Genomic DNA, 24,850 nt, shown 5'->3' with positions numbered 1-24,850 from the left:
ACCAGTCCCCGCAACGGCGTCCGCAAAGGCGTCGTCCCCGAACGCTCCGCGCAAGTCCCCCCACACAGTTCCGCACCCCGAGACGAGTTGGAGCACCCATGCCCCAGCACGTGCCCACCCCCCTGCGCACGCCCCACCCGGGCGACGCACGTCCCCACCCGGCGCTTCCCCCACCGCCGCGCCGGATCGTCTTCCTCGCCCACCGCGACCTCGGCAACCCGGCCGCGGGCGGCTCCGAACTCCTCGTCGACCGACTGGCCGACGGGCTGACCCGCCTGGGCCACGAGGTGACGCTGCTGTGCGGCGGGCCCGCCGCGTTCCGCGACTACCGCGTCGTGTCGGCCGGCGGTGACCTAGGCCACTACCTGCGGGCACGCTCCGCGTTCGCCCGCCAGGTCGGCGACTGCGACCTGCTCGTGGAGGTGTGCAACGGCATGCCGTATCTGGCGCCGCTGTGGCACCGCGGCCCGACGCTGCGCCTGGTCAACCACGTCCACACCGATCTGTGGCGCATGCGCTTCGGCGGGCCGCTCGCGCCGGCCGCACGGCTCGGGCGACGACTGGAGCACTGGGCGCTGTCCGGCGCCGAGCGCCGCGGTCTGCTGGTGGCCGTCTCGCCGTCGACGGCCACCGCGCTGCGGGCACTCGGCGTCGAACGCGAACGCATCCGCGTCGTCCACAACGGCGTCGAGGAGCCGGGCCCGCGCGCGGACCGCTCCCGTGAGCCGCTCTTCCTCGCCATGGGCCGGCTCGTCGAGTACAAGCGGATCGATCTGCTGCTGCGCCTGTGGGAGCGGGTGCGGCCGGTCACCGGCGGCCGGCTCCTCATCGTCGGCGACGGACCCGAGCGGGACCGGCTCGAACAACTCGCGGGCCCCGGAGTCGAGTTCAGGGGTCATGTCTCCGAGGCCGAGAAGAACAGGCTGCTGTGCGAGGCGTGGCTGCTGCTGCACCCCTCCGCCGTGGAGGGGTGGGGCCTGGTCGTCACGGAGGCCGCCGCGCGCGGGACCCCGGCGATCGGTTTCGACGTGCCAGGGCTGCGCGACTCCGTCGAGGACGGCGTCACGGGTCTTCTCGCACGCGGCGAGTCGTCGTTCGCGGCGGCCTGGTGCGCGCTGGCCCTGTCCGGACAGCGGCGCCGGCTGATGGGCAAGGCCGCCGAGGAGCGCGCCGCGACCTTCCGCTGGGCGCACACGGTCCGGCAGTTCAGAGCCGTGGCCGCCGAGGCGGTGAGGAGCCCCGCGCCATGACGCACTCGACACGGACGTCCCCGCCCGACCCGTCGCTTCGCCGCTCGCTCGCCCTGTTCCGCGCGTTCCTGCGCGAACAGCAGGACCCCGAAGCCTGCTACTCCCTGCTGGCCCGCGACGCCGCCGACCAGGTCGAGGCGGTCTGCGGGGGCGTCGCGGGGAAGGTCGTCGTCGATGTGGGCGGCGGGTCCGGCTACTTCACGCGGGAGTTCCGGCGGCGCGGCGCGCACGGCTTCCTCTTCGAACCCGACGCGCAGGAGCTGGGCGCGCGGCCGGCCGCGCCCGCTGTCGTGGCGGACGGCTATCTGCTGCCACTCGCGGAGGGCGCTGCCGATGTCACGTTCTCCTCGAACGTCCTGGAGCACGTGGACGACCCGCAGACGTTCCTCAGCGAGCTGGTCCGGGTGACGCGGCCCGGCGGGATCGTCTATCTCTCGTTCACCAACTGGCTCTCCCCGTGGGGCGGTCACGAGTGGGCCCCCTGGCACTACCTGGGCGCCGACCGGGCCCGCGCCCGCTACCAGCGGCGTACGGGCAGGCCGCCCAAGCACACGCTCGGCGAGAACCTCTTCGCGCATCACATCGGCCCGACGCTGCGCCAGGTCAGGGCCCGTGACGACATCACCGTCGTCTCCGCGCGCTCCCGCTACTGGCCGTTCCTCGCGGCGACCGTCGCGAAGGTGCCGGGGGTGCGCGAGTTCGCCACCTGGAACCTCCTCCTCATCCTCCGGCGGTGTTCTCCATGACGAGCACGGTCCAGGCGCCGCCCCCGGCGGCGGCCCGCCCCGCCCCCTCCCGGCCAGGACACGGGCGGGGGCCCCGCTCACGGCGCTGGCTGCTGGCCTTCTGGGCGACGCTGTTCGTGCTGTTCGTGGCGGTGTCGCCCGGACGCATGACGTTCGACACGAAGCTGGGTGTCGCGCTCGACCCGTGGAAGTTCCTCACCGACCTGGGCGACCTGTGGCACGACCGGGCGGGCTTCGGCGGGATCTTCGACCAGTACGTCGGCTACTCGTTCCCGATGCTGCCGTACTACGGGCTCGCGCGGCTGACGCATCTGCCGGTGTGGCTGGCCGAGCGGCTGTGGCTGTCGATCATCGTGCCGGTGGCGTTCTGGGGTGCCCTGCGCCTCGCGGAGCGCCTGCGGATCGGCAGCCCGCGGACCCGACTGCTCGGCGCGGTGGCCTACGCGCTGTGGCCGGCGTTCACGATCGTCGTCGGCTCGACGTCGGCGGCCGCCCTGCCGGGCGCGTTCCTGCCGTGGGTGCTGCTGCCGCTCACGAACGACCGCACGAGCGCGCGCGTCGCGGCGACGCGCTCGGCGCTCCTCATCCCGTTCATGGGCGGGGTGAACGCGGCGGCCACTCTCGCCTCCCTCCTCCCGGTGGGCCTCTACCTCCTCTCCCGCCCGGCGGGCCCGCGCCGCCGCAAGCTGATCGCGTGGTGGACCCCGTCGGTGATCCTCGCGACGGCCTGGTGGATCCTGCCGCTGCTCCTCCTGGGCGTGTACGGCGAGAACTTCCTTCCGTACGTGGAGACTTCACAGACCACGACCGGCACCATGTCGGCCGCCGAGTCCCTGCGCGGCGCCGGGAACTGGGTGGCGTACCTGCACTTCGGCGAGGCCTGGCTGCCCGCGGGCTGGACGGTCGCGACGGCGGCCGTGACCGTCGTCGGGTCGGCGCTCGCGGCGGCCTTCGGGCTCGCGGGGCTCGCCCGCCGCGATCTGCCGGAGCGCCGCTGGCTCGTCCTGACGGTCCTCACGGTCGCGCTGATCACCCTCGCGGGCTACGGCGGCGCCCTCGGCGCACCCTTCCACTCCACGGTGCAGTCCTGGCTGAACGGCGGCCTGGTCCCGTTCCGCAACATCTACAAGTTCCAGACCGGCCTCGGGCTCGCCCTGGCCTTCGGGCTGATGCATGTGACGGCGGTCGCGACCGAGCCGCGCGGTGCCCGCCCCCTGCGCCTCCGCCGGTACGCGCCCCTCCTGGCGGCGGTGCTGATCCTGCCGGGTCTCGCCTGGCCGTACCTCAACGGCTCGATCCTGCAACCGGGTTCGTTCCGCTCCCTGCCCGCGTACTGGGACACGACGGCGCACTGGCTGAAAAAGAACTCGCCCGACTCGCGCGCCCTCGTCGTGCCCGCCACCGCGCACGGCATCTACACCTGGGGCTCCCCCATCGACCAGCCCCTCGACGTCCTCGCCGACTCGCGCTGGGCGCAGCGCGACTACGTCCCCTTCGGCACGCCCGGCAACCGCCGGGCCCTCGACGCCGTCGAGCAGGCTCTGACCACAGGCGGTGAAGTCCCCGGTCTCCAGGACTACTTGAGCCGGGCGGGCCTCCATTTCGTCGTCGTGCGCAACGACCTCGACCCCGACCAGCTGGGCTACGTACCGACCGCGACCGTCAAGCGCACCCTGGAGGAGTCCGGGTACCGGCGCATCACCGGATTCGGGCCCATCACGACCGGCGGGCGCATCGCCGAGGGCACCCCGCTCCAGGTCGAGGGGCTGTATCCGCGCCAGCGGGCGGTGGAGATCTACGCACCCGGCTCCGCTCGGCGCCCGGGCCAGGCGGCCCTGCTGCCGGTCTCCGGCACGGCGGAGGTCAGCGGGGGCCCCGAGTCGCTCCTGCCGCTGTCCGCCGACCCGGCGATGCGCGGCAGGCCCACCGTCCTGGCGGGCGACAACCACCCGGGCATCGGTACGCCCGCGCTGCGCACGGCCGGTGACGGCCTTCGCCGCGCCGACACCCGCTTCGGTCTGGTCGGCTCCAACACCTCGTACACGTACACGCCGACCGAGCGGAACTCCCCGGACAGCACGCAGGACGCGGGGGCGAAGCCGCGGCAGATCCTGCCGGGCGACGGGATCCGTCATCAGACGACCGCCGTGCTGCGCGGCGCCGCGCAGGTCACGGCGTCGTCGAGCGGGAACTGGCTGTTCCACCTGCCGCAGTACGACCCGGTGAACGCGTTCGACGGGAACCCGGACACGGCGTGGGCGGAGGGCACACCGGGCACGCCCGACGGGCAGTGGCTGCGGATCGCGTTCTCCTCGAAGACGCCCGTGCCCGGCACGCTCCAGATAACTCCCCTGCCGCAGGAGGGTGTCAGGGCCGCGCCGACCCGGATCCGCGTACAGACGGAATCCGGCTCGGCCACCTCGCCCCTTCAGCCGAACGGCAAGCGTCAGACCGTCAGGGCACCGGCGGGCAACAGCAGTTGGCTGCGGATCACGATCCTGGGCGCGCAGGCGCGGCACACGGGTCTCGCGGGCGCGGGCTTCTCGGACGTCGATATCCCGGGCGTCCAGGTGACCCGGCTGCTTCGGCTGCCTCAGGACTCCACGGACGCGCAGCAGTTCAGCTTCCACGCGACCGCCGAGGAGCCGAACCTCGGGCGCCGGTTCACGACCGCCGAAGGCGGCGCGTACACCCTCAAGGCGAGCGCGCGGCCCGCTCCGGGCGACGCGTTCGACAAGCTCCTCTACGAGGTGGCGCCCGATCAGCGCCGCCGGATCACGGCCACCGCGGACTCCACGTCCGCGCTCGGCGGGGACCTGTCGGCGCGCAATCTCACGGACGGCGACCTGACCACGGCGTGGATCGCGGGCGACCGGCCCACCATCCATCTGCGCTGGCCGGACGAGCAGCCGGTGGGAGAAGTCGTACTCGCCGCCGCCGGCGGCCTCTCCACCCGCCCCGAGAAGATCGAGATCAGCTCGCCGGACGGGGCGGCCGTGGCGGGCGTCGACGAGAACGGCGTGGCCCGCTTCGATCCGATCACCACGGACCGCCTGGACATCACCGTTACCGCGACGGCGCCCCTCACCGTCCACAACCCGGTGGCGGACGCCGATCTGCAACTGCCGGTCGGCCTGACGGAGGCGTACCTCCCGGCGCTCGACCGGTACCGCACGCCGCAGCCGTCGCCCACCCGCACGTTCAGCCTGCCCTGCGGCACGGGACCGGACGTCACGGTCGACGGCACACGCCACCGGACCGGCGCGAAGGGAACGGTCAGGGACCTCGTGGAGCGTCGCCCCATCGCCGTCACCCTGTGCGGGCAGGCCCCTGCGTCGCTGGCGCTCCCCGCCGGCCCCCACACCCTGGAGACACCGCAGAACAAGGGCCCCCTCCGCCTCACCGACGCCACCCTCACCCGCACCGACGCACCCTCCACCACCCCGCCCGCCGGCCGCGCCCTGCGCGTCCGCGACTGGCTCGGCGACCGCAGGGAGGTGACCGTCGGTTCCGGCCCCGCCACCTATCTGACGACGTACGAGAACGTCAACGACGGCTGGAAGGCGACCCTCGACGGCAAGGAACTGACCCCGTTGCGCCTGGACGGCTGGCAGCAGGGCTTCCTCGTCCCCCAGGGCGCGGGCGGCACCGTGAAGCTGAGCTACGAACCGGCGCGGACGTACGAGGCGGGGCTGTTCGGCGGGGCCGCGGGCGTGCTCGCGCTGGCCGGGATCGCCCTCTTCCGGCGGCGCGCCGCGACCACAGAGGTGACGCCGCCCGCCCCGCCGCCCGGGCTGCCGCTCGGCACGGTGGCGCTCACCCTGGTCGGCGCGGTGATCGCGGGTCCGCTCGCGCTGCTCGTCCCGGCGCTCGCGCTCGTGGCGTGGCGGCGGCACGCGCTCCTCGTCCCGATCGCGTTCCTGGCGATGGTGGGCGCGGGCATCGCCGCCGCGGTGGGAGCCGGGGAGCCGCCCCGGTCGTCCGCGGGCGCCTTCGGCCCTGCGGCCCAACTCCTCGCACTGGTGGCCCTGTTCGCGGCGCTGGCGACCACTCACAGGCCGGCGAGGACCCCGGCCGACCCGTCGCGGCCGCCCGGCGGCCCCTCGCAGGAAGGATCGGCATGAGCGTGCCGGCCCCCGTCGCGCCGCGGCGCGTCCCGTTTCCCCTGGTCGACGAGGTCGCCCGGCACTGTCTCCAGGACGAGGAGCCGGAGACCGTCCACATCGAGGTCCACCTGCCGGGCGCCCCGGACCCCGCCCGGCTGACGGCCGCCTTCGCCGAGGCGCTGCGCCGCCATCCGCGCATCCTGATGCGGGAGGCGGCGGGCCCCTGGTACCGGCGGCGCTACGAGTGGGAGCTGACCCGCGGCCCCGATGTGGACGTGGTCACCTTCCCGCCGCCGGGACCGGACGCGCTCAAGGACGCCCGGACGCGCGCGCTGACACACGCCCCGCCGCTGACCGCGTCGCCGCCGGTCCGTCTGGAGGTGGTGCGGGAGCGGGAGGACGGTGCCGCGGTCCTCTTCCTCACCATCAACCACACCGCTCTGGACGGCCCGGCCTGTCTGCGCGTCCTCGCGACGGCGGCCGAGATCTACGGGGGCCACGACGACGCCCCTGGCGCGCCTCCGCCACACCGGGCGCCGCCCGGGGCGCCGGGGCCCGCCCTGCGCGGGCCCTCGCCGTGGACCCCGCCCGCCCGCGTCGCCCCCGGCACCCCCGACACCTCACCCGCACTCGCGCCCGGCAACGGTCTCCTGGTCGCGGACCTGCCCGTGCCGCACCGGCCCGCCGGCGCCCCGTACACCGTCAACGACCAGCTCATGGCCGCCACCGCCCTGATGATCACGCACTGGAACAGGGAGCACGGCGCGCGCCCGCGCCCCCTGCGCATCACGATGCCGGTGGACGACCGGCCCCGGGGCGCGGAGATGCCCATCGGCAACGGCACCCGTCTCGTCGACGTCACCTTCGAACCACAGGAGTTGACGGCCACCGGCATTCCGCTCCTGCTGCACCGCACCTCGGTCCGCACCCGCGCGCTCAAGGCCCTCGACCGGCCTCAGCTCGGTCACGGCGCCGCCCTCCTCACCGCTCCGCTCGCCCCGGTCGCCTGGCGCGCCGCGGTCACCCGCGGGCTGCGCAGGGCCGCCGCACCCTGGACGTCGACCACGCTGCTCAGCAACATCGGCCGCGTCCCCTACCCGCTCGACTTCGCTGACGCGGGCCGCGCCCACGCCGTCTGGTTCTCGGCACCCGCGCGCATGCCGCGCGGCCTGACCGTGACGACCGCGTCCACGGCCGGCCGGCTGCACCTCGCCCTGCGCTGGTCACGCACCCTTCTCGGACCGGGCGACGGCGACCGGCTGCGGGACCTGTTCGAGCACTACCTGCACGCGACGCAGGAGGCGACGCCATGACCACCACGTCCGCCCCGCCCGGGCTGCGGGACTTCTACGAGGACCCGGCAACCCCGGTCGCCTCCGGCGAACAGCGCTCCCACCGCCAGGCCCGCGCACTCGCCGCCGCGCTCGGCCGCCCCGCGCCCTTCCCTGCCACGGTCGTCGACATCGGCTGCGGCGACGGACAGGCAGCGGCCACCGCGGCGCCGCTCCTCGCGGGCCACCGCATCGTCGGCGTCGACTGGTCGCAGGACGCCCTCAAGCGGGCCAGGGCCCGCATCCCGGACGTGGTGCGCGGTGAACTCACCGCGAGCGGGCTGCCGTTCGGGGCGGGATCCGCCGACGCCGTCCTGTTCAGCGAGGTGATCGAGCACCTCGTCGACCCCGATGCCGCGCTCGACGAGATCCGCCGGATCCTGCGCCCGGGCGGCCATCTCATGCTGTCCACGCCGAACCTCGCCGCCTGGTACAACCGGGCGCTGCTGCTCGCCGGAGTGCAGCCCGTCTTCTCCGAGGTCAGCCTGCGCGGGGTGCACGGCCGCCCGGGCAGCGAGGTCGTGGGCCATCTGCGGCTGTACACGGCCCGCGCGCTGCGCTCGTTCGTCGCCTCGGCGGGCTTCGACGTCGTACGGGTCACGGGCGCGCCCTTCCACGGGGTGCCGCGCCCGCTGCGCCCCCTGGACCGGCTCGCCTGCGCGGCGCCGTCCCTCTCCTCGATCCTCCTGCTGCACGCCAGGAAGACGTGAGCGGGATGACCGCGATGTGGTGGGGCGTCGGCGCGGCGCTGCTCGCGAACGTCCTCTACAGCACCGGGTTCGTCCTGGAGAAGCGGGCACTCGCCGCGCTGCCGCAGGTCAGTGTGCGCCGCCCGGCCCACCTGGTGCGCCTCGTCGCCGGCAGTCCCCTGTGGCTCGGCGGCTCCCTGGCACTGGCCGCCGGGTTCGGGGCACAGCTCGCGGTCTACAGAACGCTTCCCATCGCCGCCGCGCAGGCCATCTTCGTCTCCGGCCTCGTCCTCCTGCTGCTCCTGTCCTCGGCGCTCCTCGGGGAACGCACGACGGGCCGGGAGCGGTACGCGATCGGAGCGATCCTCGCCGCGCTCCTCATGGTCGTACTGTCCCTGCGCCAGGGCAGTGACACGGTCAGCAAGGGCGCACCCGCCATGCTGATCCTCGGGGTGTGCGTGCCGACGCTCGCGGCGGGGCTCCTCCTGTACGGCCTCGCCGAACGCAGGACGCGCCGCCGGCACCGCCTCCCGACGACCGGCGTCGAGTACGGGGTCGCGGTGGGCCTGCTCTACGGCGTGAGCTCCCTGGCCATCAAGGGGGTGGCCGGGTATCTGACCACGGACCGGCTCGGCGCGGCCGCGCTGCACCTGCTGACCTCGCCCTACCCCTATCTCCTGCTGTGCACGGGCGGGTTCGGGCTCGTCATGTCGCAGGCGGCGCTCCAGCGGTGCCGGGCCTCCCTGATCGTGCCGGTGTGCTCGACGGTGACGTGCCTGTTCACGGCCGTGCTCGGCACGCTCGCGTTCGGCGAGTCACTGCCGCGCGAGCCGGTGCCCCTGGCGCTGCGCCTGACCGGCACGGCCCTCGCCGTGTCCGTCCTGCTCCTCATTCCGAAGCACGACGACCAGCCGCCCCCACCACCCTCGCCCGCCAAGGAGTTGGCCCACCGTGAAGCCCGATGACCCGCTGCTGAGGATCCTGGCCTGCCCGCTCGACAAGGGCCCGCTGCACCTCCTCCCGCCCGAGGAGGACGCCCTCCTGTCGGGCGAGGCGCTCTACAACCCCCGGCTGCGGCGCCGCTACCCGATCGTCGACGGCATCCCCCAGCTCCTGCCCTCGTCGGGCGAGCAGGTCCCGGAGGACGAGCACGAGCGGCTGCTCGATCGGATGTCGCCCTGACGGCGCGGCCGCCGTGCGCGACCATGGACCGTATGTCAGCGCGACGCGGGCCCGCCCCCACCGGTGAGCCCTTCACGATCACCGACTTCCAGCTGGTCCTGCTGCGCCGCATGGCGGACCACAACCCGGAGCTGGTGGAGGACGCGCGCCGGGAACTGGGCGCGTCGGTGGCGCAGATGCGGGAGGCGAACCGCCGCTACCAGGCCAGGCGCCATGTGAGGGGCCCTCTCACCACGCGGTCCCTGTACCGCTCGCTCCTCGGCGCCCCCGAACGGACCGTCACCCGGCAGATCGGGGACCTGACCTGCGAGGCCCTCCAATGGCGAGTGCCGCTCTGGCCCGGTCTGCTCTTCGAGGCGCTGGCCGGACCCAACGGCGCGGTGTGGAACGAGTGGCTGGTCCGGGCCCCCGGCGCGCCCGCGCCCACGCTCCGCACCCTCGACGACCTCGTCCCCTGGTCCTGCACCGTGGACGAGGTGTCCGAGGCGTTCCCGCCGGCCCGGCCACTGGAGGGCTCGGCGCCCACGCGCTGGGGCCTCGCCTTCGCGGCGCCGGACGCGGAGGGGACACTTCGGGACGTCAGGACGGAGTTCACCTACGGGCTGCTCCAGCGCTGGACGCTCACCGGCTGACGCCGGCGGCCACCTCGATGATCGCGTCGGCCACGACCGGCAGGGAACCGGGGTGGACCGTCCCGAGGAACAGGTTGGGTTCGACGAGCTCCAGCTCCATGACGCACGGCTTCCCGTCGTTCCCGTCGACCAGGTCGACGCGCGCGTAGAGCAGCTCGGGCGCGCCCGGCACGGCGGCCAGCGCCCGCTCTGCCACGTCGAGTTCGGCGGCCGTGGGCTCCCAGGGCTCCAGCGCCGGGTGGGGCGTCTTGTGCGCGTCGTAGGCCACACCCTCGGCGAGGACGGCGCCCTTGCGGATGGCGTGGAGGAAGCGTCCGCCGCAAAAAACGACGGCGCGCTCGCCGGTGACGTCGATGTCCGTGACGTACGGCTGCACCATCGCTGTGCGGCCTTCGGCGTGCATGCGGGCCAGGTGGCGCAGGGCGGTGTCGCGCTCGGCCGGCCGGTAGCGGGCGGCGAGCCGGGCGCCCGCACCGGCGGTCGGCTTGATCACGTACTGGCGGTCGGCGGGCAGCTCGGGGGTGTCGCCCGGCGCGAGGTAACGGGTGGGGACGACGGGTACCCCGCGTCCGGCCAGCTCGCCCAGGTACCGCTTGTCGGTGTTCCAGCGCACGACGTCCGCCGGGTTGGCGAGCCGGGTGAGCGCCCCGCACCGCTCGGCCCACGCGACGAACTCGACGGTGCGCCAGCTGTAGTCCCAGGTGGAGCGGATGACGGCGAGGTCGAACGAGGCCCAGTCGACCTCGGGGCCGTCCCAGAACACGGTCTCGGCCTCGGCGCCCCGCTCACTCAGCGCCTTCACGAGCAGCGGCAGGTCCCCGTCGATCTCGATGCCGGGCCGGCTGGTGACCAGAGCGATCCGGCTCGTGCTGCCGTTGGGGGCGTCTGCCACGGGAACTCCATGCGTCGGTGCGGTCGTACGAATAGCGCTCCGCAGGCTAACAACCCCCGTGGCAGGTACCGGCTACTCGCCCTCGTCCGGGTCCCAGTCCAGGAGCCGCACCTTCGCGACGGTCCGTACATGCCGCCGCATCGCCGTCGCGGCCTGTGCGGGGCGGCCCGTCTCGATCGCTTCGAGGATCGCCCGGTGCTGGGCGAGGGAGCGGGCGGGGCGGCGCGGCTGGCGCAGGGACTCGGTGCGGGACTCGGTGACCTGGTCGGCGATGGACCGCATGAACTCGGCGAGGAGCGCGCTGTGGGCGGCCGCGGTGACGGCCGCGTGGAAGAGCCGGTCGCCCTCGACGCCGTGGCCGCCCTCCTCGATGTCGGCGGCCATGCGGTCGAGCGCCGTGTGCAGGGCGGTGAGGTCCTCGTCGGTGCGGCGTTCGGCGGCCAGCTCGGCGAGCTTGGTCTCCAGCGCCTCGCGGGCCTCCAGGACGTCGGGCAGCCGGCGCCTGCGTTCCACCATGCGCTCGACGGGCTCCGCGTCGAGGCTGTCGCGCATGAGGTACGTGCCGCCGCCGTGCCGGGCCTCCACCAGGCCCTGGACCTCCAGGACGACGATGGCCTGCTTCACGGAGGCGCGGCTCACGCCGAGGCGGGCGGCCAGGTCGCGCTCGGGCGGGAGGCGGTCACCGGCGCGCAGGCCGCCCTCGGCCACGTAGGCGCGCAGCCGGTCGAGGACCTGCTCGTACAGGCGCGGCCTGGCCGTCATCGGCCGCAGTGCGTCGGTCATGGGGCCCTCCTCCCTGGGGTTCCGCAGCGTAACAGCGGACCGAAGAAATGGCCCAGTGGCTGAACCAATCTTCCGGCGCATCCTTGACGTACGAGGGACGGCACCCCCACATTGGTTCAGCCACTTGGCCACTGCCGTCACAGTCGACCGCCGCTAGGAGCGCCACCCGTGTCCCTGCTCTTCCCCGCCCTGGCCCACGACCCCGACCGCCCCGCCCTGCGCTTCGGCGACCGCTCCCTCACCTACGGGGAGCTGGCCTCGGCGGCCGGAGCCCTGGCCGCACGCCTCGACGGCGCGAGCCGGGCCGCCGTGTGGGCGACGCCCACCCTGGAGACCGCCGTCGGCGTCGTCGCGGCACTGCTCGCGGGCGTGCCCGCGGTGCCGCTCAACCCGAAGTCCGGCAGCGGCGAGCTGGCGCACATCGTGGCCGACAGCGCCCCGGACGTCGTGCTCGCCGCTCCGGGGACCGAACTCCCGGACGCGCTCGGCGACTTGACGTTCGTCGGCACGGACATCGACACGACCGCCGCGTCGGGCCCGGCCCGCGAGTGGCCCGAGCCGGACGAGTCGGCGCCTGCGTTCGTCGTCTACACCTCCGGCACGACCGGCCCGCCCAAGGGCGCGGTCCTGCCGCGCCGCGCGGTCACCTCGACCCTGGACGCGCTCCAGGACGCGTGGGAGTGGACCGCCGACGACGTCCTGGTGCACGGCCTGCCGCTGTTCCACGTGCACGGCCTGATCCTGGGCATCCTCGGCCCGCTGCGCCGCGGCGGATCGGTGCGCCACCTGGGCCGGTTCAGCACGGAGGGTGTGGCGCGCGAGCTGGGCAGCGGGGCGACCATGCTGTTCGGGGTGCCGACGATGTACCACCGCATCGCCGAGGCACTGCCCGCCGAGCCGGAGCTGGTGAAGGCCCTGTCCGGGGCGCGGCTCCTGGTGTCCGGTTCCGCGGCGCTGCCCGTGCACGACCACGAGCGGATCGCCGCCGCGACGGGCCGCCGCGTCATCGAGCGGTACGGAATGACGGAGACCCTGATGAACACGAGCGTGCGGGCGGACGGCGAGGCGCGGGCGGGCACGGTCGGCGTGCCGCTGCCGGGCGTCTCGGTGCGGCTCGTGGAGGAGGACGGCGTCACGGAGATCCCGGCCGGCGACCCGGAGGCGGTCGGCGAGATCCAGGTCAGGGGCCCGAACCTCTTCACCGAGTATCTGAACCGTCCCGACGCGACGGCCGGCGCGTTCGCCGAAGGCGGCTGGTTCCGCACCGGCGACATGGCGGTCCGCGACCCGGACGGCTACGTCCGCATCGTGGGCCGCAAGGCCACCGACCTCATCAAGAGCGGCGGCTACAAGATCGGCGCGGGCGAGATCGAGAACGCGCTCCTGGAGCACCCCGGGGTGAGCGAGGCCGCCGTCACCGGCGAGCCCGACGACGACCTCGGCGAGCGCATCGTGGCCTGGATCGTCCCGGCCGACGCCGAACACCCCCCGGCCGCCGACGCGTTGGCCTCCCATGTCGCCGACCGTCTCGCCCCGCACAAGCGCCCGCGCGTGGTGCGCTATCTGGAGGCGCTGCCCCGCAACGACATGGGCAAGATCATGAAGCGGGCGCTCCCCCGTGGCTGACACCGTGCGACTCTCCGCCCGCGAGGCCCTCGCCGCCGTCACCGACCCCGGCACCTTCACCGAACTGCCCGCCCCCCACGGCACGTACGCGCCCGACGGGCCGCTCTCCTGGGACGGCTACGACGCGGCGCGGGCACGGGCCACCGCCCGCACCGGCGAGGCCGAGTCCGTGGTGTGCGGGACGGCGTCGGTCGGCGGGACCAGGGCCGTACTGGTCTCCTTCGAGTTCGGCTTCCTCGGCGGCTCGCTCGGCGAGCGCACCGGCGACCGCATAGAGGCCGCATACTCCTTCGCCCGCGCGCACCGGCTCCCCGTCGTGCCCCTGGTCGCGACGGGCGGCAGCCGGATGCAGGAGGGCATGCGGGCGCTGGTCCAGCTCCAGCGCGTGGCACGGCAGTCGGCGCTCACGCGGGAGGCCGGCCTGGCGCAGGTGGCGGTCCTGCGCGACCCGACGACGGGCGGCGGCTGGGCGACGCTCGGCGCGGGCGCCGACGTGATCCTGGCGCTCGAGTCGGCACAGGTGGGCTTCGCGGGCTCGCGGGTGAGGCCCGCGGACGCGGACCCGGCGGCGTACTCGGCACGCGGCCAGTTCGCGGCCGGCGCCGTCGACGCGGTGGTGCGCCATGACGACCTGGCCGGAACCCTCGCCGGGTGGCTGCGGCTGCTCACGCGCCCGTCCGGCGACCCCGCCCCGGTCCCGTACGCGCTCGGCCGCGGCGATCTGCCCGCCACGGGCCGCGACGCCGTCCGCCACGCCCGGGCCGGCGAACGGCCGCGCGCGGACGCCTACCTGGACGCCTACTTCACGTCCCGGGTCACGGTCGCCGGCGACCGCTGCGGCGGCACCGACGACGGCGTGCTGTGCGGTTTCGGGGAGAGCGCGCGGGACGGCAGGACGGTCGCGTACGCCGCACAGCTCGGTACGGCGACCCGGCCGGCCGGCTACCGGACGGCGGCGCGCCTGGTGCGGCTCGCCGGGCGGCTCGGCGTGCCCGTGCTGACGCTGGTGGACACGCCGGGCGCGGCCAACGACGCGGAGGCGGAGCGGTCCGGGGCGGGCGCCGCCATCGCGGACCTGTTCACGGCGCTCGCCGCGTCGCCGGTCCCGGTCACGACGCTAGTCGTGGGCGAGGGCGGCTCGGGCGGAGCGCTCGCGCTTGCCGCACCGGAGAACACGTGGGCGACGCCGGACAGCTACTTCTCCGTCATCGCGCCCGAACTCGCCGCCGCGATCCTCAAGCGCGACCCGGACGAGGCGGACGCGACGGCCGACCAACTCCGTCTCAGGCCACAGGACTTGGTGGATCTCGGCGTGGTGCGCGGCATCGCGGGGACGGCGCCGTGAGCAACTCCGCACGACCTGACGAGGCATCGCGAACCCTCGCCAATACGAACAGGGGAGCAGTTGTTCCCTGGAACAGGTGATCGTGCCGCGAGGAATTGCATGAGGCGTCGGCGACCAACGATGCTTACGGTGCGCAAGCAACGGGCTGCAGACCATAATTGCCACCCGGTCCATGTCCCATACGTGGCCGGGAAGTTGGTCCCACACATGCAACACCGCTAGGAGAACGCACCACCATGAACCTGATCACCGACATCCTCGCCGGCCTCGTCCACTTCGTCGGCTGGCTCGTCTGAGCCGGAGCGCACAGGTCACGCGGAGTCAACCGCGTCGGCGCCGTCTCCCCCGGTCCCACGGGGAGGCGGCGCCGCCGCGCGTCACGCCCCGCACACCGCGGCCGCGTCCATGAGGGCACGCAGCCGCGGAAGGATCTCGCCGGCGACGCGGGCCGGCTCGCCGGGCCCCGTACAGCCGTAGAGGACGAACTCGTCGATGCCGAGCTGCCGGTAGTCGAACAGCCGCCGCGCCACCTCGTCGTACGTACCGACGACCGCGTCCCCCGCCGGTCCGCTCCTGCCGTCGTCCGGGATCCGGTCCGCCGCGTCCCACGCCTCGGACGCCTCGGCGCGGCCCACCAGACGCAGGCGGAGCCCGTACCGCAGGCGCGGATTGCGGTCCCGCGAGCGGGCCACGCGCTCCGCGACGACCGCCGGCGGCGCGCTCCGCACCAGCCGCACATCGGCCCGCCGGGCCGCGATGCCGTCGGCGGCCGGGGACTCACCCCCGAAGTAGAGCGGCACCGGATGCTCGACGGCCGGGTCGCTCAACCGCGTGCCCTCGACCTGCACATGCTCGCCCTGGAAGTCGATGCGCCTGCCGTCGAGCAGGTCGCGGACGACTGCCATCACCTCGTCGGTGCGTCCGTAGCGCTGGTCGTGGGTCAGCCCGGCGCCGTGCGCGCCGATGTCGAGCCTGAGGCGGCCGCCCGCGAACCGGCGGAACGCGTCGGCCTGTTGGGCGATGACGGTGGGTCCCGCGCTGCCGGTGGGCAGCGCGACGAGGAAGCCGATCCGCTCGGTGCGACGACAGAGCCCGGACGCGAGCGCCCACGGGTCGGGACCGCCGGCCGGCGTCGAGAGCGAGTCGAACCCGGCCCGCTCCGCGGCCAGGGCCGTGGGGGCCAGCGAATCGATGTCGGCCGGCCGCCGGGCCGGCAGGTACCAGTGCAGCAGAGGGTGGTTCTCGGGCATGACGACACCTCGGGAATCGCGCGGGGGCGTGGACTACTGCGGGAACGGACGCGGGACCGCCGGAGCGGCTCGAAGGACACGGGACGCTGGCGGGCCGGGCGAGGGGATGCCTCCCCGGAGCGCCTCAGGAAAGGGCGTCGGTGCCGGAAGCGGCCGGACAGAGCATCGTCGACACACGCAGAAGATCCACGTGGCGGCGCGAGACGAGCACGCGCGAGACGAGTACCGGAGCCATGCACGCATCCTGTCCGCGGCCACGGCGCCCCCACAAGGGCGTTCCCGCATGGCGGACAGTGACGTATCACTGGGTGGACACCTTGGGTGCCGAGACGCACGCGAAGGCCCGGCGCGGCTGGCTGCCGCGCCGGGCCTTCGGCCAGACATCAGTGCAGGTCAGACATCCGTACAGGTCAGGCATGACATCCGTACAGGTCAGTACACCCGCACAGGTCAGAACGTCCTTACCGGAAGGGCTACTTGACCCCCACCGCCCGGACGATCTCCTGGGTGACCTTGCCACCCCGGTCGTCGCTCGCCGAAGCGCGCAGCGACACGTACTCCGCGTCGCCCGGCACCTTCAGCGTGCCCTTCCAGGACGCGCCGTGCCCGTCGAGCGCGACCTTCGTCCAGGTCTTGCCGTCGTCGTACGACACCTCCAGGGTGCCGCCGCCGATCTTCCCGGTGTCCGGGGCGCCCTTGACGTACTCGGAGCTGATCCCGACGGGGATTCGGTGTCCGCCGCGCACATTGCCCGCGAGGTCGGTGTCGACGTCGAAGCCGAGGTTGAGCAGCGGCAGGAACGTCCACTGGTCGGACGAGGTCGCGGCGGACTTGAACGTCCACTCGGAGTGACCCTTCGTGGACAGCTTCCAGCGCGCGGGGTCGAGCGTCGTGTCGGTGACGACCTTGTAGGTGTGCTCGGCCGGGTCGGCGTCCCACACGTACACCCCGGAGCTCTTCTTGCGGTCCGCGAGCACCCCGTCGACGTACACCTCGGAGTTCTGCGTCATGGAGTCGTCGCTCCACACGTCGCCGAAGCCGGTGTGGTCGGGACCGGAGTCGCCCCAGCCGGGCACGTTGAACTGGAGGGTGTTACCGGAGCGCTGCTGGCCCCAGCCGAGCCCGGTGCCGAGCCACGGGTGCCAGACCGGCTTGAACCAGTCGAGCTCGGAGCGCTGGCCGCCCTTGTACGTGACCAGGCCGCCGCGCTGCTCCAGGTCGGTCGGGCCCGTCTGGACGGACTCGTGCCACTTCTGGCCGGTGCCGGTGGAGACGTAGTCGGTGCGCTCGGCCGGGTAGTCGATCGCCTGCAGGAAGCCGATGCCGATGCGGAAGGTGTCGGTGATCGAGTAGCGGAACTCGCCGCCTTCCTGGGGCTTCACCGCGTGGAACTTCGCGTCCAGGACGGCCAGTTCGGACGTGCGGGGCCGGTAGGTCAGGTCGCCGCTCGGGACGGCTCCCTTGTGCTCGTCGGTGAGGTCGTACACCCAGGGCGTGTTGCGGGTGCCGGTCATCGTGACGCTGCGGCCCGCCTTCGCGTCCGCGGCGAGCTTCGCGCCGTCCGCGGCGTCGACCGTGGCGATCTGGAACGGCCGGTCGCCGTCGTCCGTGCCGAACCAGGCGTTGAGCCGGCCCGCGGCGTCGTCGGTCACGAACAGCGCCTTGGCGCCCGCGTCCTGCGCGGCCTGGGCGAGCTCGGCCGGGGAGAGCGCGTCGGTGCGCCGTACGAGGACGGCCTTGCCGCGCACGTTCTTGCCCGCGTAGTCGGCGGGCGCGCCGGCGCCCGCGTCCACGATGGCGAGCCTGCTGCGGCCCTCGGTCAGGGTGCCGCCGGGCTGGACGACGGCCTCACGGAGGCCGTCCACCTGGAGCATGGGCTTTCCGAGGCGCCACACGGTGCGGTACTCGAAGGACCCGTCGGTGACCTTGCGGGTGGGTGCCGCGAAGATGCTGTCGTACTTCACGGGCACCTGGACCGCGCTCATGTAGTCGGCGCCGCCCGCCTTCCGGTCGGCCTCCATGAGGAGGTGGCGGGTCTCGGTGGTCCGGCCGACGTCGGCCTTGACCTCCTTCAACTGCCGCCCGTCGAGGGTGATCTCCCGGTCCCGGTCGAGCTTGATCGTCGGGTCGGCGAGGTAGCCGATTCCGAGGGAGTCCTTGCCGTGGCTGCCGTGCACGTCGAGGTAGGACTCGACGTAGTACGAGCCGGGCTTCAGGCGCAGCTGGAGCGTGCCGGAGTCACCCACCGTGGCGGGGAACGGATCGGTGTTGCCGACGAGCTGCTGCACGCCGAGATACGCGGCCGTCGGGGCGCCGTCCCGGTCCTTCACATGGACGGTGAGCGTGTACCGCTCCTCCTCCTTGACCATGCCGAACGCGGTGTGCGCGACGGGCTTCCCGGCCACCGACGCGACGATCCGCCCGCTGGTGTTCCCGACGGCGGCCTTGACGCCGTCGCCGGTCACGGTCGTGGAGGCGGTGCCTTGCGCGGGCACGGTCAGCTTGCTGTCGGCGAGCGAGACGACGCCGTCGGGCGCGCCCTCCGCGGCCAGCGTCAGCTCCACTGCGCTGTCGGAGGAGTTGCTGTAGGTGACCGTCTTCGTGACCGGCTTGTTGCTGTCGTACGGCCACTTGTAGTAGCCGAGGTCGGCGCTGCCGGTCGCGGTGACGTCCGCGGTCACGGCATCGGGCACGCTGACGCGCCCCGAGCCCAGGTCGTAGGCGGAGTCGGCGAGCTCCTTGGACGTCGACATCAGCCCGTCCTTGAGCTGCGCGCCCGTCCAGTCGGGATGCTTCTGCGCGAGCAGGGCCGCGACGCCGGCGACGTGCGGCGTCGCCATCGACGTACCGCTCATGGTGGTGTACGGGCCGCTGCCGGGGACCAGCGAGGAGCGGGCGGCGAGGATGTCGACGCCGGGCGCGGACAGGTCGGGCTTGAGCCCGTTGTCCCCGAAGCGGGGGCCCTTGCTGGTGAAGTAGGCGGCCTGGTCGGAGGAGTCGACGGCGCCGACGGTGAGGGCGGAGTCGGCGGCGCCGGGCGAGCCGATGGAACCGGGGGCGCCGGCGTTGCCCGCGGCGATGACGAAGAGGGCGCCGGTCTCCTGGGACAGCGAGTTCACGGCGGCGGCCATCGGGTCGGTGCCGTCGCTGGCCTCGGACGAACCGAGGCTCATCGAGACGACCTTGGCGTGGATGTCCTTGGCGGCCCACTCCATACCGGCGATGATCTGCGACTCGCTGCCCGAGCCCTCGTTGCTGAGGACCTTGCCGACAGCGAGGGTCGCGTCGGGGGCGACGCCCTTCTCCTTGCCGTCGGAGGCGGCGCCGCTGCCGCCCACGGTCGAGGTGACGTGGGTGCCGTGGCCGTTGCGGTCCGCGACCTCCTGGCCCTCGATGAAGGACTTGGACTCGGTGACGCGGGACGCGAGGTCGGCGTGCGTGGCGTCGTAGCCGGTGTCGAGGACGGCGACCTTGACGCCCTTGCCGGTGAGCCCGGCCTCCCAGGCCTTCGGGGTGCCGATCTGCTCGTTGCTCTCGGCCATGTCGGCCTTGACGCGGCCGTCGAGCCAGATCTTGCCGATGCCGTCGGCGAAGTCCTTGCCCTCGGGGGCGGTCACGGCGTTCCAGAACGTGCGGCCCTTGCCGGCGTCCACGGCGGCGCCGCCGATGCTGGGGAGAGCGCGGGTCCGGTCGGCGCCCTTCGGAGTGCGCGCCGCGGAGCGGGCACTCTTCCCGCTGTACGACACGATGAGCGGGGTCGCGTCGGCCTTGGCGTCGGACAGGCCCTGGCGTATCAGCTCACTCACGTCGAAGAGCCGGGCGTCCAGCGTCCCGGCCGCCAGGTAAGGGCGCGCCTCGTCGGGCACGACGGTGATCCTGCCGTCGTTCACCTGGGTCCTGACGGCGCCGGTCGCGCCCTTCGCGCGGTCGACGGTGACGGCCTTCTTGTTGCCGCCGAGGTCGGTGACGGTCACCTTGTCGCCGGTCACCAGGGTCACTGTGTGAGCGGCGAGGGCGGCGGGCGTGGTGGCGTGGGCCGCCGGGGTGGCTGTGTCACCGGCGACGGCCTGCCCGCCCGGAAGCAGCGCTAGCGCGAGCCCGGCCGACAGCAGTGCCGCGCCCCGTCTCGCTGGTCCTCTGGTCATCGTTGCCTCTCTTCGTAAGCCTCGGGTCGGGGTGTTACCCGAGCACTGCGAAGAGTGTGAAGTGCCCACTGTTACAGCGACATTGACGGGACCTGGCGGGAAGCTGCCCTGGCGCCTTCCCGCCAGGGAGCGATACGGACGCGATCCGGCCGCGATCCGGCCGCCATCCCGACGCCGGCGTCGAGGTGCGGCTGACAGCCCCAACACCCCTCGGCCACAATGGTGTTAGGCGGGTGCCACACGTTTCGACCGGTTTCACGGGCGGCATGGACGGTTTGATGGAGTACGAGACCGAGGGCGGCGCGCCCGTCGTCTTCGAGGCGTCCGACGAGACGGGATCCTGGGTACGGCTCGTCGCGCGCGGAGGCCTTCCCACGGCACAGGCGGTCGGCACGTTCGAGTCCGCGCTCGACGGGGCCCGCTCGGCGGCCGAGTCGGCGCTGCGGGTCTTTCGCGAGCGGCCGCTCAAGCCGGACGGTGTGGAGATCGAGTTCGGTGTGAAGAGGTCCGCCGAGGCGGGCGCGGTGATCGCCAAGGGCACGGCGGAGGGCCATCTGGTGGTGAAGCTCAGCTGGTCGGCGACGGACCGCGCGGCCACGGACGGTGCGTGAACAGCGCGCGCGGGCACGCCAGGATCGAGTGCGGGCGCCAGATCGGGGCCGGCTTCGTGGTGACCGGCCGCAAGGTCGTGACCTGCGCCCACGTGATCGCGGACAGCGGCGCCGCGCCGGTCACGGTCACGTTCCCGCACGAGGCGGGCGCGGTCGCCGTACCGGCGCGGGTCGTGTCGCACGGCGGCTGGGCCGGCCGCCCCACCGACCTCCCCCCGCCCTGCGCACGGCCCGGCCCACACGCGACCCGGACCCCCCGATCCGCACGCTCAACTCCACCGGCCGCCCGGTGTCCGTCGTCAGCGACGTGTCACCGCACGTCGTCTCGGCCCACCTCCAAAACCGTGCCCTCGCCGTCCGCGCGGGCGTCCACGGCCCGCCGATCCGTTGCCTGCCCAGGAACCTCGAGCCCGACCTGCTCACTCATCCACCCGGGCGTGATTCCCCCGGCCCACTCCGGCTTCTCACTCTCACTCCCGGCCGGCATCTTGTCGGCCCCGGGCCCGAGCAGGTAGGAGACCCCACCCCCAAAGCCCCGCGGACGACCAGCACGAGACCCGCCACCCCAACGACGATCCGCCGCCGACGCCGCTGGGCCGCCGCGCCGTCGCCGGGAACGCCCGCGGGCCCCGGGAAGCCCTAGATGTCACGCACGCTTGGCGGCCCTTTCCGTCATGTCACTCGTACGGTCCCGCTGCTGCTCGCGCGCCGGGAACCGGGGACGCCCCGAGCGTCCTCACGCCGTCGGCTTCCTGGCGTCGTAGTTCAGGAACTTGCGCCATTTCAGGGCGAGGAGCAGGACCGCCACCACGCAGGCCGTACCGCCGCCCGTGATCGCCACCGTGGGGGACGCGAGGTCGGCCGTCGAGCCTGCGACGAAGTCGCCGAGGCGGGGGCCGCCCGCCACGACCACGATGAAGACGCCCTGGAGGCGGCCGCGCATCTCGTCGGGGGCCGCGACCTGGAGCATCGTACCGCGGAAGACCATCGAGACCGTGTCCGCGCAGCCGGCGAGCGCGAGGAAGAAGAGGCCGAGCCAGAGGTTTCTGGTGAGGCCGAAGACGGCAATGGCGAGGCCCCACCCGCACACGGCGATCACGATCGCCAGGCCGTGCCGGTGCACGCGGCCGAGCCAGCCGGAGAACACCCCGCCCAGCAGCGCGCCCACCGCGGGAGCGGCGACCAGCAGGCCGGTGGTCCGGGCGTCACCGCCGTACCAGAGCAGCGCGACGGCCGGGTACAGCGCCCGCGGATACGCGAGGACCATCGCGCACATGTCCGAGAAAAAGGTCATCCGGAGGTTGGGCCGCCCGGCCAGGAACCGCAGGCCGTCCACCACGGAGGCCCGCTTGCGCCGCTCTCCCTCCGGCCCGTCCGGCAGCATCGCCGGCAGCCGCCACATCGCGTACAGAGCCGCCGAGAAGGCGACCGCGTCGATCAGGTACGCCGTCTGGTAGCCCCACAGGCCGACCACGACTCCGCCCAGCATGGGGCCGATGAGGGTGCCGGCCGTGGTCGTCATGGAGCCGAGCGCGTTCGCCGCCGGCAGGTGTTCCGGCGGCAGCAGGCGCGGGATCATCGACGTGCGCGCCGGGGAGTTGAGCGCCCCGCACACCGCCTGGAGGGACACGACCGCGTAGAGCAGCCACACCCGGTGATAGCCGGCGAGCGCCGCGACGGCCAGTGCCACGGACAGCGCGCACGAGCCGGACGCGCTGTACAGGCCGAGCTTGCGCCGGTCCATCGTGTCCGCGATGGCACCCCCGTAGAGGCCGAAGACGACCAGCGGGACCAGCGAGAACAGACCGACGAGGCCTACGGAGAAGCTGGAGCGCGTGATGTCGTACACCTGGAGGGACACCGCGAGCGCGGTCATCGCCTGGCCCGTCCAGGACACCGTGTTGCCGACCCACAGGCGCCGGTAGTCGACGGAGATACGCAGCGGGGTGAGATCGGCGAGAATCCGGCGGCGACCACCCGGCGCGGGCGCCTTCACCGGTGCGGGGGCGGGTATCGCGGGGGTCTCGGAAGCGTCTGCCTGGTCCGGCGAGGAGGGGGTGCAGGTCACACGGGATGCTAACAACGCCCGGCAAGATCACCCGTCCGGCGGAACCCCGCCCGGCTCATTCCAGCGCGCGCCCGGAGCCGCCCCGCCGCAGGATTCCAGAAGGGACGTTATTTGACGACCCGTCACGGTCTGCGCTCTCGGGAGGATCTGCCATGACCGTCAGTCTGGAGCAGTTGCGCCGCTGCCATCTCGCCGTCGACCTGGGGGCCGCGCGGACCCGGGTGTTCGTGAAGGGCGCGGGCCTCGTCGTCGACGAGCCGAGCGCCGCCGCCGTCAACACCCGCACCGGCGCCCTGATCGCGGTCGGTGAGCTCGCCGAGAGGATGACCGGCCGCACCCCCGACTACATCCGTGTCATGCGCCCCGTCTCCGGCGGCACCGTCGTCGACATCGACATGGCCCAGCGCATGCTGCGCCACCTCATCGGCGAGAAGCTGCGCCGCACGCTGCGCCGCAAGCCGCGGCTGCGCGCCGCCGCCTGCACCCCGCACGACGCCGACCCGCTCGCGCAGCGCGCCGCCGTCGAGACCCTGGTCGGACTCGGCGCGCGCCGCGTCGAACTCGTCGACACCCTCATCGCCGCCGCCGTCGGCTGCGGCCTGCCCGTCGAGCGCCCCGAAGCCACGATGATCATCGTGTGCGGGGCGGCCACGACGCAGATCGCCGTCCTCTCCCTGGGCTCGATCGTGACCGCCGAGCGCCTCCCGGTCGGCGGCGACGCCATCGACCACGCGGTGGTCCAGCACCTGCGCCAGCACCACGAACTGATGCTCCCGTCCCAGTCCGTACGTCCCTTGCAGCTCGCCCTCAGCGGCAACGGCCTCACCCCGCACGGCCCGGAGTCGACGGAGATCCACGGCCGGGACGTGGCGACGGGCCTGCCCCGCTCGGTGCACGTCGACACGGCGGCCGTGCGCCACGCCATCCACACCCCGCTGACCGCCGTCCTCGACGGCATCGGCAAGGTCCTGCGGGACTGCCCGCCCGACCTGGTGGCCGACGTCGCGGACCGCGGCATCATGATGGTCGGCGGCAGCGCGCTGCTGCCCGGTTTCGACCAGATGCTGCGCGACGCCACGGGAGTGCCGATCCATATCGCCGAACGCCCGGACATCTGCGCGGTCCTCGGCCTCGGCGCGATGCTGGAGGGCAAGGTCCAGCCCCTCACCCTCACCCCGGTGGCCGGCTGATTCCGGCGACCGGGTTCGACGCGGCGCGGGGACGTCTTTGATGTTGCGTGTCGCGGGCCTCGGTCACGCCGTCCGTGCACAGCAGGAGTTGATCCCCCGGCGCGAAGTCGACCCGACGCGGGCGAGCCGGTTCACCGCCGTGCGCACCGAGCCCCAGGGCCGGTGCGCGGGCGGGCGAGCTCGGGCAGTCCACGGATGCGCCGCGACGCACGAATATCGGGGCCGGCCCGTGGCCACAGTCGAGGAGGACCACCGACCGTTCCGCGGGTCGTGCCGGGCATAGATCACCAAAGAGTCCGAGCCCCACGCACAGGACCGGCACCGCACTCGCGGAGAGTCATGACGGAGGAGACCGGGAGACTCGCCTGCCCTTGGCGAGTCCACGATGTTCATAGTGCCGCGTAGTGGTGGGCTCGCCCTCCCCGCCACTTCACCCATGCCTCGTCATCGAGGAGAGCGCTGTGAACCGTCACGCCGGCCTGGCAGAGGAATGCGACGAGGTCGGCATCACTCCGGGCGATCCCGGCGACGTGCCCCTGGATGGCTACCCGCCGGCCCCCGGTGGGGGTGGGCGGGTGCACGACGATCGGAGTGGAGTCCATACGGCGAACGGTGCTACGGACCGGCCGATCCCGCGCGCGTGGGCTCCGGTGGGAACGTTGCGCCGTTCGCGTGACTGGACACATCAACAGTCACGCGAGGCCGCGCCGCGACCGGTGCCGGGGAACGGACTGTCCGGGGCATGGCTGACTGCGGCGGTGTCCGGCCGTCCCGGTCGCACACCCCCATGCGCCTTGCCCACCAAGCGGGTTCGCCTACGGATACAGCTCCCGGGACCGCCTCATCACCTGGCGGCTCGCCAGGCCGCTTCCACCGCTCGGTTCAGCCGGGCCGAGCCCCTGTGTGTGACGGATGCAAGGGCTCGCCGGGCACTTCCGCTCAGCCGATCGGCTGACCGCGTCACCTCGATGCGCGGGTGCTGCCGGTTCAGCGGCGAGGCAGCC

The 24,850-nt window shown here is 73.5% G+C and carries 19 protein-coding genes; 12 read left to right on the top strand and 7 right to left on the bottom strand.

Translation table 11 applies throughout. The features are described 5' to 3' along the window. Nucleotides 1-98: 98 nt before the first annotated feature. Genes OG456_RS24850 through OG456_RS24815 form a run of 8 tightly spaced genes read left to right on the top strand, consistent with a single transcriptional unit; the run spans nucleotide 99 to nucleotide 9,936 of the window. A complete protein-coding gene (locus OG456_RS24850) occupies nucleotides 99-1,250 on the top strand; it encodes a glycosyltransferase family 4 protein (protein WP_266564548.1) in 1,152 nt (383 codons plus the stop codon). Next, entirely contained in the window at nucleotides 1,247-1,996 is a 750-nt protein-coding gene (locus OG456_RS24845; protein WP_266564546.1) for a bifunctional 2-polyprenyl-6-hydroxyphenol methylase/3-demethylubiquinol 3-O-methyltransferase UbiG, read from the top strand. Before OG456_RS24850 ends, OG456_RS24845 begins: the two co-directional genes overlap by 4 nt. Then, nucleotides 1,993-6,120 (top strand): alpha-(1->3)-arabinofuranosyltransferase, encoded by a 4,128-nt coding sequence (locus tag OG456_RS24840; RefSeq protein ID WP_266564544.1) that lies wholly within the window; start codon nucleotides 1,993-1,995, stop codon nucleotides 6,118-6,120. The genes OG456_RS24845 and OG456_RS24840 overlap by 4 nt, the downstream gene beginning before the upstream one ends. Next, a complete protein-coding gene (locus tag OG456_RS24835) occupies nucleotides 6,117-7,415 on the top strand; it encodes a condensation protein (RefSeq protein WP_266564542.1) in 1,299 nt (432 codons plus the stop codon). Before OG456_RS24840 ends, OG456_RS24835 begins: the two co-directional genes overlap by 4 nt. Continuing rightward, nucleotides 7,412-8,143 carry a bifunctional 2-polyprenyl-6-hydroxyphenol methylase/3-demethylubiquinol 3-O-methyltransferase UbiG gene (locus tag OG456_RS24830; protein ID WP_266564540.1) on the top strand — a complete coding sequence of 244 codons (732 nt, stop codon included), beginning with the start codon at nucleotides 7,412-7,414 and terminating at the stop codon, nucleotides 8,141-8,143. Before OG456_RS24835 ends, OG456_RS24830 begins: the two co-directional genes overlap by 4 nt. A gap of 14 nt (nucleotides 8,144-8,157) precedes the next feature. Then, on the top strand, nucleotides 8,158-9,087 hold the full coding sequence (locus tag OG456_RS24825; RefSeq protein WP_266569416.1) for a hypothetical protein: 930 nt from the start codon (nucleotides 8,158-8,160) through the stop codon (nucleotides 9,085-9,087). After that, nucleotides 9,074-9,304, top strand: a complete 231-nt coding sequence (locus OG456_RS24820; protein ID WP_100591888.1) for a Trm112 family protein — start codon at nucleotides 9,074-9,076, stop codon at nucleotides 9,302-9,304. Before OG456_RS24825 ends, OG456_RS24820 begins: the two co-directional genes overlap by 14 nt. Before the next feature lie 32 nt (nucleotides 9,305-9,336). Further along, a complete protein-coding gene (locus OG456_RS24815; RefSeq protein WP_266564534.1) occupies nucleotides 9,337-9,936 on the top strand; it encodes a hypothetical protein in 600 nt (199 codons plus the stop codon). Here the strand turns inward: OG456_RS24815 and OG456_RS24810 are convergent. Both OG456_RS24810 and OG456_RS24805 read right to left on the bottom strand, forming a co-directional pair. Beyond that, nucleotides 9,926-10,828 (bottom strand): RimK family alpha-L-glutamate ligase, encoded by a 903-nt coding sequence (locus OG456_RS24810; RefSeq protein WP_266564532.1) that lies wholly within the window; start codon nucleotides 10,826-10,828, stop codon nucleotides 9,926-9,928. The genes OG456_RS24815 and OG456_RS24810 overlap by 11 nt on opposite strands. A gap of 72 nt (nucleotides 10,829-10,900) precedes the next feature. Next, complete coding sequence (locus tag OG456_RS24805; protein ID WP_266564530.1) at nucleotides 10,901-11,611, bottom strand: FadR/GntR family transcriptional regulator; 711 nt, start codon at nucleotides 11,609-11,611, stop codon at nucleotides 10,901-10,903. Between the two features lie 168 nt (nucleotides 11,612-11,779). Between OG456_RS24805 and OG456_RS24800 the strand changes: the two genes are divergently transcribed. Both OG456_RS24800 and OG456_RS24795 read left to right on the top strand, forming a co-directional pair. Further along, on the top strand, nucleotides 11,780-13,237 hold the full coding sequence (locus tag OG456_RS24800; protein ID WP_266564528.1) for an acyl-CoA synthetase: 1,458 nt from the start codon (nucleotides 11,780-11,782) through the stop codon (nucleotides 13,235-13,237). Beyond that, nucleotides 13,230-14,582, top strand: coding sequence for a carboxyl transferase domain-containing protein (locus OG456_RS24795; RefSeq protein ID WP_266564526.1), 1,353 nt, complete (start codon nucleotides 13,230-13,232; stop codon nucleotides 14,580-14,582). The genes OG456_RS24800 and OG456_RS24795 overlap by 8 nt, the downstream gene beginning before the upstream one ends. A gap of 377 nt (nucleotides 14,583-14,959) precedes the next feature. Here the strand turns inward: OG456_RS24795 and OG456_RS24790 are convergent, their stop codons facing one another. Together OG456_RS24790 and OG456_RS24785 are read right to left on the bottom strand one after the other, a co-directional pair. After that, nucleotides 14,960-15,832: an LLM class flavin-dependent oxidoreductase gene (locus OG456_RS24790; RefSeq protein ID WP_266564524.1), complete on the bottom strand. Its 873-nt coding sequence runs from the start codon at nucleotides 15,830-15,832 to the stop codon at nucleotides 14,960-14,962. 473 nt (nucleotides 15,833-16,305) lie between these two features. Continuing rightward, entirely contained in the window at nucleotides 16,306-19,977 is a 3,672-nt protein-coding gene (locus tag OG456_RS24785) for a S8 family serine peptidase (RefSeq protein WP_266564522.1), read from the bottom strand. Between the two features lie 266 nt (nucleotides 19,978-20,243). Between OG456_RS24785 and OG456_RS24780 the strand changes: the two genes are divergently transcribed. Further along, nucleotides 20,244-20,588 (top strand): CU044_2847 family protein, encoded by a 345-nt coding sequence (locus OG456_RS24780; RefSeq protein WP_266569415.1) that lies wholly within the window; start codon nucleotides 20,244-20,246, stop codon nucleotides 20,586-20,588. Nucleotides 20,589-21,324: 736 nt separating this feature from the next. Here OG456_RS24780 and OG456_RS24775 read toward each other — a convergent pair. Beyond that, nucleotides 21,325-22,602 (bottom strand): MFS transporter, encoded by a 1,278-nt coding sequence (locus OG456_RS24775; protein ID WP_266569414.1) that lies wholly within the window; start codon nucleotides 22,600-22,602, stop codon nucleotides 21,325-21,327. Nucleotides 22,603-22,808: 206 nt separating this feature from the next. Here OG456_RS24775 and OG456_RS24770 point away from each other — a divergent pair, with 206 nt between their 5' ends. After that, a complete protein-coding gene (locus tag OG456_RS24770; RefSeq protein ID WP_266564520.1) occupies nucleotides 22,809-23,846 on the top strand; it encodes a rod shape-determining protein in 1,038 nt (345 codons plus the stop codon). On the opposite strand, the gene OG456_RS24765 is transcribed toward OG456_RS24770, so the two are convergent. Then, complete coding sequence (locus OG456_RS24765; protein ID WP_266564518.1) at nucleotides 23,827-24,153, bottom strand: SpoIIE family protein phosphatase; 327 nt, start codon at nucleotides 24,151-24,153, stop codon at nucleotides 23,827-23,829. The genes OG456_RS24770 and OG456_RS24765 overlap by 20 nt on opposite strands. Before the next feature lie 82 nt (nucleotides 24,154-24,235). Further along, the gene (locus OG456_RS24760; protein WP_266564516.1) at nucleotides 24,236-24,448 is read right to left on the bottom strand and encodes a hypothetical protein; all 213 of its coding nucleotides are present in this window, start codon (nucleotides 24,446-24,448) and stop codon (nucleotides 24,236-24,238) included. Nucleotides 24,449-24,850 lie beyond the last annotated feature (402 nt).

The sequence above is a fragment of the Streptomyces sp. NBC_01446 genome, assembly GCF_026340095.1.
GTDB lineage: Bacteria > Actinomycetota > Actinomycetes > Streptomycetales > Streptomycetaceae > Streptomyces > Streptomyces aureus.
The sequence above is the reverse complement of the archived record's forward strand: the minus strand, read 5'-3'. Positions and strand labels throughout refer to the sequence as shown.